12 protein-coding genes and 1 tRNA gene are annotated in these 12,578 nt (G+C 71.4%); 8 read left to right on the forward strand and 5 right to left on the reverse strand.

The genetic code is table 11. The features are described from left to right. Position 1: 1 nt before the first annotated feature. From soxB to ACE3QP_RS05595, 7 genes are all read left to right on the forward strand, one after another. Positions 2 to 1,741: a thiosulfohydrolase SoxB gene (gene soxB, locus ACE3QP_RS05565; protein ID WP_374434255.1), complete on the forward strand. Its 1,740-nt coding sequence runs from the start codon at positions 2 to 4 to the stop codon at positions 1,739 to 1,741. Next, positions 1,738 to 2,229, forward strand: a complete 492-nt coding sequence (locus ACE3QP_RS05570; protein ID WP_374434257.1) for a heme-binding protein — start codon at positions 1,738 to 1,740, stop codon at positions 2,227 to 2,229. The genes soxB and ACE3QP_RS05570 overlap by 4 nt, the downstream gene beginning before the upstream one ends. Continuing rightward, positions 2,230 to 3,321, forward strand: coding sequence for a YeeE/YedE family protein (locus ACE3QP_RS05575; RefSeq protein WP_374434259.1), 1,092 nt, complete (start codon positions 2,230 to 2,232; stop codon positions 3,319 to 3,321). It abuts the gene before it with no gap. Then, a complete protein-coding gene (locus tag ACE3QP_RS05580) occupies positions 3,318 to 3,914 on the forward strand; it encodes a cytochrome c (protein ID WP_374434260.1) in 597 nt (198 codons plus the stop codon). The genes ACE3QP_RS05575 and ACE3QP_RS05580 overlap by 4 nt, the downstream gene beginning before the upstream one ends. A gap of 83 nt (positions 3,915 to 3,997) precedes the next feature. After that, positions 3,998 to 4,369 (forward strand): ArsR/SmtB family transcription factor, encoded by a 372-nt coding sequence (locus ACE3QP_RS05585; RefSeq protein WP_374434262.1) that lies wholly within the window; start codon positions 3,998 to 4,000, stop codon positions 4,367 to 4,369. A gap of 125 nt (positions 4,370 to 4,494) precedes the next feature. Continuing rightward, positions 4,495 to 5,430 (forward strand): MBL fold metallo-hydrolase, encoded by a 936-nt coding sequence (locus tag ACE3QP_RS05590; protein WP_374434264.1) that lies wholly within the window; start codon positions 4,495 to 4,497, stop codon positions 5,428 to 5,430. Positions 5,431 to 5,456: 26 nt separating this feature from the next. Beyond that, positions 5,457 to 5,648, forward strand: a complete 192-nt coding sequence (locus ACE3QP_RS05595) for a DUF2892 domain-containing protein (protein ID WP_374434266.1) — start codon at positions 5,457 to 5,459, stop codon at positions 5,646 to 5,648. Positions 5,649 to 5,673: 25 nt separating this feature from the next. On the opposite strand, the gene ACE3QP_RS05600 is transcribed toward ACE3QP_RS05595, so the two are convergent. From ACE3QP_RS05600 to ACE3QP_RS05615, 4 genes are all read right to left on the reverse strand, one after another. After that, positions 5,674 to 6,639, reverse strand: coding sequence for a MaoC/PaaZ C-terminal domain-containing protein (locus ACE3QP_RS05600; protein WP_374434268.1), 966 nt, complete (start codon positions 6,637 to 6,639; stop codon positions 5,674 to 5,676). A gap of 14 nt (positions 6,640 to 6,653) precedes the next feature. Further along, positions 6,654 to 7,439, reverse strand: a complete 786-nt coding sequence (locus ACE3QP_RS05605; RefSeq protein WP_374434271.1) for a hypothetical protein — start codon at positions 7,437 to 7,439, stop codon at positions 6,654 to 6,656. Between the two features lie 66 nt (positions 7,440 to 7,505). Then, a complete protein-coding gene (locus ACE3QP_RS05610) occupies positions 7,506 to 10,175 on the reverse strand; it encodes a tetratricopeptide repeat protein (RefSeq protein WP_374434273.1) in 2,670 nt (889 codons plus the stop codon). 4 nt (positions 10,176 to 10,179) lie between these two features. Then, positions 10,180 to 10,755, reverse strand: a complete 576-nt coding sequence (locus ACE3QP_RS05615) for an ECF-type sigma factor (protein WP_374434274.1) — start codon at positions 10,753 to 10,755, stop codon at positions 10,180 to 10,182. Positions 10,756 to 10,866: 111 nt separating this feature from the next. On the opposite strand from ACE3QP_RS05615, the gene ACE3QP_RS05620 reads away from it, so the two are divergent. After that, positions 10,867 to 10,941, forward strand: a tRNA-Arg gene (locus ACE3QP_RS05620). Between the two features lie 4 nt (positions 10,942 to 10,945). Here the strand turns inward: ACE3QP_RS05620 and ACE3QP_RS05625 are convergent. Continuing rightward, the gene (locus tag ACE3QP_RS05625) at positions 10,946 to 12,565 is read right to left on the reverse strand and encodes an ABC transporter permease (protein WP_374434276.1); all 1,620 of its coding nucleotides are present in this window, start codon (positions 12,563 to 12,565) and stop codon (positions 10,946 to 10,948) included. Positions 12,566 to 12,578 lie beyond the last annotated feature (13 nt).

Raw genomic sequence — 12,578 nt, forward strand, 5'->3', positions numbered from 1 at the left:
CATGAACCTCTCCAAGCGCGAGTTCCTGCAGGTGCTGGGCACGGCCACGGCCGCCGGCATGGCCCTGGGGCCCTGGGCCGAAGCCTCGGCGGCGCAGGCTGAGCAGGCGCTGTACGAGCTGCCGCGCTTCGGCAATGTGTCGCTGCTGCACATGACGGACTGCCACGCGCAGCTGCTGCCGATCCGCTTCCGCGAGCCCAGCGTGAACCTCGGCGTGGGCGCCATGCAGGGCCAGCTGCCGCATCTGGTGGGCGAGGCCCTGCTCAAGCACGTGGGCGTGCGGCCCGGCACCGCGCTGGCACATGCCTACACGGCGCTGGACTTTGAGAAGGCCTCGCGCCGCTACGGCCAGGTGGGCGGCTTTGCGCACCTGGCCACGCTGGTCAAGCGCCTGCGCGCCAGCCGCCCCGGCGCGCTGCTGCTGGACGGTGGCGACACCTGGCAGGGCAGCGCCACCAGCCTGTGGACGAACGCGCAGGACATGGTGGACGCCTGCAAGCTGCTGGGCGTGGACGTGATGACCGGCCACTGGGAGTTCACCTATGGCATGGAGCGCGTCAAGGAAATCGTCGAGAAGGACTTCGCCGGCAAGGTGGACTTCGTCGCCCAGAACGTCAAGACGAATGACTTCGGCGACCCGGTCTTCAAGCCGTATGTGATCCGCGAGATCAACGGCGTGCCGGTGGCCATCGTCGGTCAGGCCTTCCCCTACACGCCGATTGCCAACCCGCGCTACCTGGTGGCCGACTGGGAGTTCGGCATCCAGGACGAGAACCTGCAGCGCCAGGTGGACGAGGCCCGCGCCAAGGGTGCCCAGCTCGTGGTGCTGCTCAGCCACAACGGCATGGACGTGGACCTGAAGCTGGCCAGCCGCGTGCGCGGCATCGACGCCATCCTGGGCGGCCACACGCACGACGGCGTGCCGGTGGCGGTGCCCGTCAAGAACGCCGGCGGCACCACCCTGGTGACGAACGCCGGCAGCAATGGCAAGTTCCTCGGCGTGCTGGATCTGGATGTGAAGGATGGCAAGTTGGCCGACTTCCGCTACCGCCTGCTGCCGGTGTTCAGCCAACTGCTGCCGGCCGACGCCGAGATGCAGGCCCTGATCGACAAGATCCGCGCGCCCTACGCCGCCAAGCTGGCCCAACCGCTGGCCGTCACCGAAGGCCTGCTGTACCGCCGCGGCAACTTCAACGGCAGCTGGGACCAGCTGCTGTGCGACGCGCTGATGGACACCCAGGGCGCGCAGATCGCCTTCAGCCCAGGCTTCCGCTGGGGCACCAGCCTGCTGCCGGGCGAGGTGATCACGCGCGAGTTGATGATGGACCAGCTCGCCATCACCTACCCCTACGCGACCGTGACGGAGATGACCGGTGAGTTCATCAAGACCGTGCTGGAAGACGTGGCCGACAACCTCTTCAACCCCGACCCCTACTACCAGCAGGGCGGCGACATGGTGCGCGTGGGCGGGCTGAGCTACGCCATCGACCCCAACGCCCGCGCCGGCCAACGCATCCACGACATGCGCCTGGGTGGCAAGCCCATCGAGGCCGCCAAGCGCTACAAGGTGGCCGGCTGGGCGCCGGTGGCCGAGGAGGCGCGCAGTCAGCCCGGCGTCAAACCGGTTTGGGAGCATGTGGAGGCTTGGCTGGGTGCCCAGGGCGGAAAGGTCAAACCGCGTCGGCTCAACACCCCGCGCCTGATCGGCGTGGCGGGCAACCCAGGAGTGATGAAGACATGAAGCGCATCCTGCTCGGCGCCGCCCTGCTTGGGGTTGGCAGCCTCCACGCCCAGCCCGCCGCCCACCATGACGTGCGGCTGATGACCCCCGAAACCGCGCTGAAGGCCGCCCAGGCCGCGCTCGCCCAATGCCGCAAGCACGGCCACCAGGTCGCGGTGGCCGTGGTGGACCGCGGCGGCCTGCTGCAGGTGCTGCTGCGCGACCGCTTTGCCGGCGCCCACACCCCCGAGGTGGCGAGCGACAAGGCCTGGACGGCGGCGAGCTTCCGCATCCCCACCACCGACCTGGCCCGCGAAACCCAGGCCGGCCAGCCCATGAGCGGCATCCGCCAGCGTGCACGCGTGATGGCCGTCGGCGGCGGCCTTCCGATTGAAGCCGGCGGCGCGGTGCTGGGCGCCATCGGCGTCTCGGGTGCGCCGGGCGGTGAGGCCGACGATGCCTGCGCCAAGGCCGGCATCGCGGCCGTGCTGGGCGATCTGGAGCTCTGAATGCTTCAGGCCCTGCTGGAGCGCGTGGGCGAGCCCGCCGCGCTGGCCGGCGGGGGCCTGCTGCTGGGGGCGCTGTTTGGCTTCTTTGCGCAGCGCAGCCGCTTCTGCCTGCGCTCGGCGGTCATCGAATTCGCGCGCGGCCAGCAAGGGGGCAAGCTCACGGTGTGGCTGTTCGCCTTCGGCTCGGCCGTGGTGGCCACGCAGGCCCTGGTGCTGCTGGGCGCGTTCGACGCCAGCGAGGCGCGCCAGCTCGCAGCGCGCGGCAGCATCTCCGGGGCGCTGATCGGCGGCCTGCTGTTCGGCACCGGCATGATCCTGGCGCGCGGTTGCTCCAGCCGCCTGCTGGTGCTGGCCGCCCAGTGCAATCTGCGCTCGGTCATCTCCGGGCTGGTGTTCGCCGTCACCGCCCAGGCCAGCTGGACGGGCGCACTGGCGCCACTACGCGAAGCGCTGACGGCCTGGGTGACGGTGGAAGGCGGCCCCACGCGCGACCTGCTGGCGCGCTGGCAGCTGGGCCATGGTGTCGCCCTCGGCTTTGGTGGGCTGTGGCTGGCCGCCGCCGTGCTGTGGGCAAGGAGGCAGCGCGTGCCGGCCTGGGGCTGGGGCGGCGCCGTCGCCGTGGGCCTGACGATCGCCGCCGCTTGGGCCTTCACCTGGCAGTTCGGCCGCATCGCCTTCGACCCCACGCCCGTGCAGGCCATGAGCTTCACCGGCCCCTCGGCCGAGTTACTGACGCGCGTGCTGTTCGCCGGCGGCAAGCCGCTGAACTTCGACATGGGGCTGATCGTCGGCGTGGTGCTCGGCGCGTTTGTGGCCGCGGCCGCCTTCGGCGAACTCAAGCTCGAGGGCTTCCAGGGCGGTGCGAGCATGCGCCGCTACCTGGCCGGCGCGGTGCTGATGGGTTTTGGCGGCATGCTGGCGGGCGGTTGTGCGGTGGGCGCCGGCCTTTCCGGTGCCGCGGTGTTCTCGCTCACGGCCTGGCTCACCTTGATCAGCATCTGGCTGGCGGCCGCACTCACCGACCGCCTGCTCGACCAACACAGCCAACCCAGCCCCGACCAGGCCATGCCCGGCCAGCCCCAGACGCCATGAGACCCCACGCCCTGCTTCTCCTGTTCCTCTTGCTGTGGCTGCCGCGCACCCAGGCAGCCGACCTGGCCGCTGCCGAGGGCATCGTGCAGGGGCGCTGCTTCATCTGCCACGGCGCCAATGGCGAAAGTTCCTCACCCGTATTCCCGCGCCTGGCCGGCCAGAACGCCGCCTACGTGGCGCGCCAACTGGCCGACTACCGCAGCGGCAAGCGCAAGAGCAGCACCATGCAGCCGATGGTGGAGGAACTGAGCCCTGCCGACATGCAGGCCCTGGGCGAATGGTTCTCTCGACAGCCGCCGCAGGAGCACCCGGTGCAGGACCCCGAACTGGCCGCCGTGGGCCGCTTCGTCTACCTGCGCGGCAACCCCTTCAGCGGCGTGCCGGCCTGCGCCAGCTGCCACGGCCCGCAGGCCCAGGGCAGCGAGACCCTGCCGCGCCTGGCCGGCCAGCATGCGCAGTACGTCGAGAACCAGATCAAGCTCTTCAACCGACGCGAACGCACGAATGACAACGCGGTGATGCACGGCATTGCCAGCAAGCTCAGCGAGCTGGAGACCAAGGCCGTGGCGGCCTACCTGAGTGGGTTGCGTTAGGGGCAGCGCTCCAGCCCGACTTCCTCGCTCCATCCATTAGCATGGATATAGCAATGGATTCACCCACCCGCCCCTGATCGCCAATGACCGCCCTGAACGAAAGCGACCTGGTCTTTGAATCGGCTGCCGAGCTGTTCAAGCTGCTGGCCACGCCGGTGCGCCTGAAGATCATCAGCGCGGTCTGCCATGGCGAGCGCAATGTCAGCGAGCTGCTGGAGCAGATCGACACCACGCAGCCGAACATGTCGCAGCACCTCTCGGCGCTGTACCGCGCCGGCGTGCTGGCCAAGCGGCGCGAAGGCACGCTCGTCTACTACCGGTTGGAGAGCCAGAAGGTGGCACAGCTGTGCCGCGCCGTCTGCACCCAGGTGGCCACCGAAGTCGAAGAGACCGAGGCCACCGATCCGGCCGACCGCCTGCTGGTGGCACCGCGCCGGCTGCGGGCCGGCCGCTGAGCCGCCCCTGAGGGGCCACGGTAGAGGCCTGCGCGTCCGCACCCGGCTTGCGCCAGATCAAGGGCGCAGGCCCGCGATGGGAGTCGAATACGCATCAATATTCGCTCATGCTGATACAAAGAATCATGCGCTCACTGCACGCACTCTGGCTCGCGCTGCCGCTCCTCGGCAGCCCAGACACCCAGGCCCAGGTGCTGCAGGCGCGCGAGGTCGCGCCCGCGGTGTGGTTCGTGCAGGGCGAGGCCGCGCTGGGCTCCAGCGCCAATCGCAACTTCATCTCCAACGCCGGCTTCATCGTCACCCCGGCCGGGGTGGTGGTCATCGACGGCCTGGGCTCGCCCGCGCTGGCCGAGGAGCTGCTGGCCGCCATCCGCCGCATCACGCCCCTGCCCTTGCACAGCGTGGTCGTCACCCATTACCACGCGGACCACATCTACGGCCTGCAGGTGCTGAAGGCGGCGGGCGCACGCATCCTGGCCCACCCGGCGGCACGCGAATACCTGAACTCCGACACCGCCCGGCAGCGCCTGGCCGCCAGCCGCGAGGAACTCGCCCCCTGGATCGACGAGCAGACCCAGCTGGTGCCGGCCGACGAATGGCTGGGCGCGGACGAGACCGAACTGAACCTGGGCGGCGAGCGCCTGCTGATCCGCCATGTCGGCCCCGCGCACACGCCCGAGGACCTGGTGGTCTTCCACCCGCGCAGCGGCAGCCTGTTCGCGGGCGATCTGGTGTTTCGCGGCCGCATCCCCTTCATCGGCCAGGCCGACAGCCGCAGCTGGATCGGCGCCCTCGATGGCCTGCTGAGCCTGCAGCCCACGCGCCTGCTGCCCGGCCATGGCCCGGTGGCCGAGGCCCCCCAGGCCGACCTGCAGCTGACGCGCGACTACCTGCTCTACCTGCGCCAGACCATGGGCGCAGCGGCGCGCAAACTTGAACCGTTTGACGAGGCCTACGCCCGTACCGACTGGTCGCGCTTCGAGGCCCTGCCGATGTTTCGTTACGCCAACCGCATGAATGCCTACAACACCTACCTGTTGATGGAGCGCGAGGCCCCCTGAGTTCCGCAACACCAAGGAGAAACACCATGCTCAAACCGAATTCAGGCGGCCTGGACCGCGGCCTGCGTGTCGTCGGCGGCCTGGCCCTGGTCGGACTGGCCGTCACCGGCGTGCTCGGCCCCTGGGCCTATCTCGGTGTGGTGCTGTTGGCCACCGGGGCGATCGGCTGGTGCCCGCTCTACACGGTGCTGGGCGTCAACAGCTGCCCGCACCAGTAGGGCACCCAAGCCGGGCGGCCCGGGTTCAGTCGCTGCTGCGCCCGAAGGCCACCACCTGCTGCGCCTCATCGAGCAGCTCGAAGCGCTCGTCCTGCAGCACAAGGCGCAGCATCTGCCCCAGATAGGCCGGCTGGGCGAAGGTGAGCTGCAGCGATTGCAAGGGCAGGTCGAGGCGGTGCAGCGCAGCGACGATGAGACTGCGCAGCGCCAAGCCCTGCACGAAGGGGCGTCGCAGCCCGAACAACCGCGCCGCCCAGGCGGCGGTGTGCACCGGGTTGTGGTCGCCTGAGACGCCGCCATAGCGCCGGCCGAGGTCGCGCGGCAGCGCCAGCGCCAGCTCCAGCCCCTGCGCGGGGTCCAGTTCGGCACGGCGCCGGCGCAGGCCCACCAGCTCGCGAAGCGGCCCGCGCCCCTCCACGGGCGGCAGCTGCTCCCAGTCCGAACGCCGAACGCGGCGGATCAGGAAGCGATCCTGCACCGTCGCCAGGGGTGCGCCGCCCTCGGCCAGGGGGCGCAGGATCTCGGTCCGCAGGGCCACCAGGGCCTTGTCGTCGGGCAGGCGCCAGCAGCCCTCCAGATGGCAGTCCAGCTGCTGGCGCGGGGACGCGGCAAGGGCCTCCGGGCTGCTGGCATGCAAGGTGCGGTGCTGCAGGTGCAGGAGGTGGCGGAAATTCAACCCCAGCTGGCCGAACAGGCGCGTGTAGAGCAAGGTGCCGACGCTCTGGTTGACGAGCAGGGGGCAGCGCGCATCGGCGTTGAAAAGCTGTTCCCAGCGCTGGCGCAGCGCGGCCGGGACGGCCACGGCAGCCACCAGGCGAGGCGCCTGCACCTGCGCGCGCAGCCGATGCGGACGCAGCAGGTTGCGCAAGGTGCTCGGCCAGTACTGCAGGGCGTAGGCCAGCGGGCGCTCGCAACCCGGCAGATCCAGGGACTGGGCCACGATGGGCCAGGTGGCCCGTTCGGCCGAATGCAGCAGCTCAGGAAGGGACATGAACGCGCTCCTCATCAAGACGGTGTGGAAACAGCCCACAGCAGGCGCGCCCTGGGGTGGCGCAGCATCAGCTGGGTGACCCGGCCGCGGGCGGCCGCGCCGCACCAGGCCCAGGGCAGCGGCAGGCTGTTCAAGCCGCCCACCAACAAGGCCAGGAACACCGCCTTGGCGGCCGTGCCCTCGACATACGCGGCCAGGAACTGGCAGGCCACCGCTGCGCCCTGGTGGCGGTGCGTGCTGCACAGGGTCGTCAAGCCCACCACCGGAAAGGCCGACAACAGGCCGCACGACGGGGCACTGGCATGGCCCGTCACGCCATCGATCAGCCAGGTGAGCGCGCCCGCCACCGCGGCGGTCTGCAGCAACTCCCTGCGCCATTGACCTGCGCGCGGCAGTGCCTGCACCGGCTGCGGCAACAGGCGCAGCGCCAGCGCGCTGAACCCCAGCGCCAGCGCCAAGCCGGCCAGGGCGGCGCGGCCCAGCCAGGGTTCCAGCAGCAGCAGCGCCGCAGCCGCCGCCCCCAGGCTGAGCAGCAGGCAGCTCAGCGGGCCATGGCGAGGGCTGAGACGGCCATACACCGCCACCAGAAGCGGCGTGAGCGCCGTGGTCAGCAAGGCACCGCTGGCGGCTCCCGCAACCGGCCCGGGCCCCTGCTCGATACCCAGCCAGATCAGCACCGGCGCGGAGGTAAGGGGCAGCGCCGCCGCCAGCCCACCGGCTCGGGGCCCAGACTGGCGCAGCAGCCACAGCAACCCCGCCACCACGCCAGCGGTAATGAGCGCCTTGTGCAGCAAATCCATGGTCGAGCTCCCCGGGGCTTCGAAAGAGCCCTCAGATCACTCAACGCATTCCGCCCCGGCGGCCTATCAGCGCAGCTGCAAAAAGTCCTTGCGCCAGCGAGAGGTGGGCCCGTGCGCCTGCGCCGCCCCCTGCAGAGCGGCTCGCACCGCCGCAAGCTCCGCGGTGCGACCGGCCGCCTGGAGACGCTGCGCATGCACCAGCCCGGGCATCAACAGGCCCGGATGCCCTGGCGGCAACAGCGCTTGCAAGGCACGCCAAGCGCTTTCGCTCCAGCGCAAGGCCGCCGCGGGGTCGCCTTCACGATCGGCCCATTCGGCGCGCAGGCGCAGCAGGTGAGCCTGCAACGGGCCGTTCAGCAAGGGGGTGTCGGCGGAGCGGGCCACGACGGCATCGATGCGCGCGGCCACGTCAGCCAGCGGCCGTTCCGGCGCTCTCTGGCCGCGCCGCAAGGCCAGCTCCAGCCCCAGCAACTCGGCCGTCAGGCGCTCGCGGTCTTCTGGTGCGCGCCGGCCGCGCTCTGCCCACAGCGCATCGAACTCCGTCTGTGCTTCGGTCAATTCGTCGTGCGCCAGCAACCAGCGCACCAGGTTCACGCGCGCGGGCTGCACGCCCGGCGCATCGCTCTTGCCGAACACGCGCAGGCGCTCAGCCACCGAGGCCCGCAGCAACGGGCCGGCTTCCGGGCTGCCCGTGGCCAGGAGCACCTTGGCCAGGTTGTGTTGCACGATCGCCAGCTGGCGGCTTGGCTTGCCGGCGGCCAAGCCCAGCTCGATCTCCAAGGCACGGCGCAGCGTGCGCTCCGCATCCTGGCTGATGCCCGCGTCAAGCTCCACCACGCCCAACTCATTCAGCGCGGAGGCCAAGTGCTCGCTGGCCGGCCCCCACACGGCCTCGCGCGTGCGGGTCGCATCGCGCAGCAGCTGCAGGGCCTCATCAAACCGCTGCCGATCGGCCAGCAGCCGGGCCAGCTGAGTCTGCGTGTCCAGGGTCTCGTCGGCCTGCGCACCGCGCCCGGCACGGCCGGCCGCCAGGGCGCGTCGAAACAAGCTCTCGGCTGCGTCCATCTGGTCGCGCCGCAGCGCCAGCCGCGCCAGGTTGTGTAGCACGGACGAGGAATTGCCATTGGCCTCGCCGTACAGGCCCAGGTAACGCGCCAGCGAGGCCTGCAGCAGCGGCTCGGCCTCGTCGAAGCGCCCCACGTTGGTGAGCGCCACGCCCAGGCGGTTCTCGATCGTGGCGAGCAAAGAAACATCCTGCGGGCGCAGGCCGAGCGCCAAGGCGCGGGCCCGCTGACCGGCCACCACGGCCTCTTCACTGCGACCACTGTTGGCCAGCAGCAGGGCGCGCCGCACCTGCAGCCGCGCCTCGCGCTCGGGCGTGAGCGTGCCGGTGCGCAAGGCCTCCTCGAAGGCCTCAAGGGCCTTGGGGCGGGCGCCCAGGCCGTCGTACACATCGGCCAGCACCTCCAGCAGGCGCGCGCGCTGGGCGGGCTGGTCCTTCAGCTGGGTTTCCAGGCGGGCGCGGCCTTGGTCCAGCAGATCGCGGGCCGTCAGGTCGTGCCGCTGGGCCAGGGTGGGGTCGGCCTGCCGGAAGAGGGAGACCACGAAGTCGCTCACCTCGCGCGTGGTGGCGGCCTCCTGCTGCGCGCGGTCGCGTTCGCTCACCAGCTGGTGGGTGAAGGCGGAGCTGCCCGCCAGGCCCAGCAGGCCGGTGAGGGCCCAGGGCCAACGGCGCCGCAGCGCCTTGCGCAGCGGGTAGAGCGGCCCGCTGCCGCGCAGGGCCACCAGCGGCTCGTGGCGGCGCAGGCGCTGCAGATCCTCCTGCAGCGCCGGCACCCCGGCGTAGCGCTGCGCCGGGTCGTCGGCACAGGCCTTGGCCACCACCGCCTTCAATTCACTGGCCCGGCGCCCCGCACAGGCGCCGCACAGACGCTGCAGCAAGCGGCCCAGCGCGTACACATCCCAGGCCGGGGCGGGCCGCTCACCGGCCAGTTGCTCGGGCGGGGCGTAACCGGGCGTGGCGGCCGGGCTGAAGTCCTGCGCATCGCCCTGGCCGGCCAGCTGGGCGATGCCGAAGTCCAGCAGCCGCACCTGCCCCTCGCCGTTCACCAGCACGTTGCCCGGCTTGATGTCGCAATGGATGACGAGCCGCGCATGCGCATGCGCCACGGCCTCGCAGACGGAGTCGAACAGGCGCAGGCGGGCAGCCAGGTCCAGTTGCCGCTCTTCAGCATGGCGGTCGATGGGCTGGCCATCGACGTACTCCATCACGAGGTAGGGGCGGCCAGCCGGCGTGCTGCCGCCGTCCAGCAGGCGGGCGATGTGGGGATGGTTCAGTGACGCCAGGATCTGCCGTTCACGCGCCAGCCGAGCCTGCCCTTCCTGCGCGCCCAGGGCACTCCAGCCGCGCAGCAGCTTGAGCGCGGCGCGCTGGCGGTAGTGGCCGTCGTCGCGTTCGGCGCTGAAGACCAGGCCCATGCCCCCTTCGCCCAAGGGCTCGCCCAGCAACCAGGGCCCGAGGTGGTCGCCCGGCTGCAGCTCGGCCGCCTGCAGCGCCTCCGCCGCCTGCGCCAGGGGGCGGGAGAAGCGCGTCGGCTCCTTGGCATGCCCCAGCAGGCGCAGCACCCGTGCGGCCTCCTCGGGACTGGCGTCGGTCTGCTCGCGCAGCGCGCGCTCGGGGTCGGCGGCATCCGCCACCGCATGGAAGAGCGCCTTGATGCGGCCGAGTTCCGCCATCGCCTCAGGCCTCGAGCGGCCGTCCCAGCTGCTCGGCCAGCCAGGCCCGCGCAAAGCGCAGCTCGCGGTCGACGGTGGGGACCGAGACCGCAAGCACCTCCGCGATCGCCTCGCGCGGCAGCCCGCCGAAATAGGTCAGCTGCAGCACCTCGTGCGCCCGGGGGTCTTCCGCCGCCAGGCGGGTCAGCAGCTGGTCGAGCGTGAGCAGGTCAGCCACCCAGCTGTCCTCGCCGTGCAGCGACAGGGTCAGCGTTACCTGCTGCCAGTCGCCGCCGCGCTTGTCGGCCTGGCGGGCGCGTGCGTGGTCCACCATCACGCTGCGCATGGCGGTGCAGACGGTGGCAAAGAAGTGGCCGCGGTCCTGCCAGTCGGGCGGCCGCTCCATCAGCTTGATCAGGGCCTCGTGCAGCAGATCGCCAGGCCCGAGTGAGGGGGTCTCGACGCCGCGCAGCCGTGAAGCGGCCAGGCGCCCAAGCTCGCCTTCGAGCTGCCGCACCAGCTGGGCAAAGGCGTGGCGGTCCCCATCGCGCCAGGCATGCAACCAGCGGGTGATGGGAGAGTCGGCGGAGGGGTTGGACATGGGCGCGCATGCTGCCACGGCCCGCACCGCGCCAGGCGCCAGCGGCGCGCGCGCCGACGCCAACCAACCTGCCAACCGCTGCCCGTAAACTCCCGCCCCTTGCGCCGCGCCCTCGCCATAGTTCAATGGATAGAACGGGCCCCTCCTAAGGGTCAGATGTAGGTTCGATTCCTACTGGCGGGGCCAGCCCCTACTTGAGTTTCATCGCGCGCCACAGCAGCGCCACCGGAATCAGGCCCACTGCCACGATCGCCAAGGCAGGCAGCGCGGCCTCAGCCAGGCGCTCGTCGCGCGCCAGCTGATAGGCCACCACCGCGAGCGTGTCACTGTCGAAGGGGCGCAGCACCAGGGTGGCGGGCAGCTCCTTCATCACGTCCACGAACACCAGCAAGGCCGCCGCCAGCGTGGCGCGGCTGAGCAGCGGCGCGTGCACCTCCCAGGCCAGGCGCCAGGGGCTGGCGCCCAGCATGCGCGCGCTTTCGTCCATGCTGGTGGGGATGCGCGCGTAGCCGGCCTCGATGGACTGCAGGGCCACGCCGCCGAAGCGCACCAGAAAGGCCCAGAGCAGGGCCAGCAGGGTGCCAGTGAAGAGCGGCGCGGCCTGCGGCCAGCGCGCCTGCAGCCAGCCGATGGGCAGCAACAGCCCGACGGCAATGACCGCCCCCGGCACCGCGTAGCCCAGGCCCAGCAGGCGCGCCACCCCGGCGGCCAGCCAGCGCCGCCAGCCGCGGGCGCGCCCCAGGCGCTGGCCCAGCGCCAGGAAGAGCGCCAGCAGCACGGTGAACAGGGCCGCCGCACCGGCCAGCTTCAGACTGGCCAGCGCCCAGGCTTGGTAGCGCTCGGCCGAGACGGGCATCTCACCATACTGCGCGTGCTGCCAGGCCATGCGCAGCAGCCAGCCGGCCGGCAGAAGGAAGCCCAGCAGCACGGGCAGCGCACAGGCGGCCTGCGCCAGCCAGCCGGCACCGCCCTGCAGCTGGCGATAGCCCTGCTCGGAATCCTCGGCGCGCGCCTGGGCGCGGCTGCCAGCAAAGCGCAGCTGGGCCTGGGCGCGCTGCTCCAGCAGCAGGCAGACGGTGACGACCAGCAGCAGCACCGAGGCCAGCTGGGCGGCGCCGATGCGGTCGCCCTGCACCAGCCAGGCCTTGTAGACGCCGGTCGTCAGCGTGCTGAGGCCGAAGTAGCTGCCGACACCGTAGTCGGCCAACGTCTCCATCAGCACCAGCGCCACGCCCGCCACCAAGGCCGGGCGGGCGAGCGGCAGCGCCACCTCGCGCATGCGCCGCCAGGCGCCGGCGCCGAGCAGGCGCGCGGCCTCCATCAGCGGGCCGGCCCGCTCGCTCAGCGCAGTGCGCGTCAGCAGGTAGACATAGGGGTAGAGGCAGACGCTGAACAGCAGCACCGCCCCAGGCAGGCTGCGCACGTCACCCCAGAGCGCGCCGCGCCAGCCGAATTCGGCGCGCAGCGCGGTCTGGATGGGGCCGCTGAACTGCAGGGCGTCGGTGTAGGCATAGGCGGCCACATAGGCCGGCATGGCCATGGGCAGCAGCAGTGCGGCGTCCCAGAAGCGCCGGCCAGGGAAGCGGCACAGGCTGACCAGCGCGGCCGCGCCACCGCCCACCATCAGGCTGCCTAGCGCCACACCGAGCGACAGCAGGCCCGATTGACCCAGATAGCCTGGCAGCACCGTCTCCAGCAGATGCCGCCACTGCGCCCAGCCTTGGGCATCCAGCCCCAGCCAGGAGCCGAGCACCGTCAGCACCGGCAGGGCCAGCAGCAGCCCGGCCAGAACCACGATCACCAGCAGCATCGGACGCGAATGA

This window comes from Inhella sp., assembly GCF_041912635.1.
Taxonomy (GTDB): Bacteria; Pseudomonadota; Gammaproteobacteria; order Burkholderiales; family Burkholderiaceae_C; genus Inhella.

Excerpts from the sequence above, each read along its gene's own strand:
- soxB (WP_374434255.1), top strand. The coding sequence starts at position 2 with ATGAACCTCTCCAAGCGCGAGTTCCTGCAGGTGCTGGGCACGGCCACG.
- ACE3QP_RS05570 (WP_374434257.1), top strand. The coding sequence starts at position 1,738 with ATGAAGCGCATCCTGCTCGGCGCCGCCCTGCTTGGGGTTGGCAGCCTC.
- ACE3QP_RS05575 (WP_374434259.1), top strand. The coding sequence starts at position 2,230 with ATGCTTCAGGCCCTGCTGGAGCGCGTGGGCGAGCCCGCCGCGCTGGCC.
- ACE3QP_RS05580 (WP_374434260.1), top strand. The coding sequence starts at position 3,318 with ATGAGACCCCACGCCCTGCTTCTCCTGTTCCTCTTGCTGTGGCTGCCG.
- ACE3QP_RS05585 (WP_374434262.1), top strand. The coding sequence starts at position 3,998 with ATGACCGCCCTGAACGAAAGCGACCTGGTCTTTGAATCGGCTGCCGAG.
- ACE3QP_RS05590 (WP_374434264.1), top strand. The coding sequence starts at position 4,495 with ATGCGCTCACTGCACGCACTCTGGCTCGCGCTGCCGCTCCTCGGCAGC.
- ACE3QP_RS05595 (WP_374434266.1), top strand. The coding sequence starts at position 5,457 with ATGCTCAAACCGAATTCAGGCGGCCTGGACCGCGGCCTGCGTGTCGTC.
- ACE3QP_RS05600 (WP_374434268.1), bottom strand. The coding sequence starts at position 6,639 with ATGTCCCTTCCTGAGCTGCTGCATTCGGCCGAACGGGCCACCTGGCCC.
- ACE3QP_RS05605 (WP_374434271.1), bottom strand. The coding sequence starts at position 7,439 with ATGGATTTGCTGCACAAGGCGCTCATTACCGCTGGCGTGGTGGCGGGG.
- ACE3QP_RS05610 (WP_374434273.1), bottom strand. The coding sequence starts at position 10,175 with ATGGCGGAACTCGGCCGCATCAAGGCGCTCTTCCATGCGGTGGCGGAT.
- ACE3QP_RS05615 (WP_374434274.1), bottom strand. The coding sequence starts at position 10,755 with ATGTCCAACCCCTCCGCCGACTCTCCCATCACCCGCTGGTTGCATGCC.
- ACE3QP_RS05625 (WP_374434276.1), bottom strand. The coding sequence starts at position 12,565 with ATGCTGCTGGTGATCGTGGTTCTGGCCGGGCTGCTGCTGGCCCTGCCG.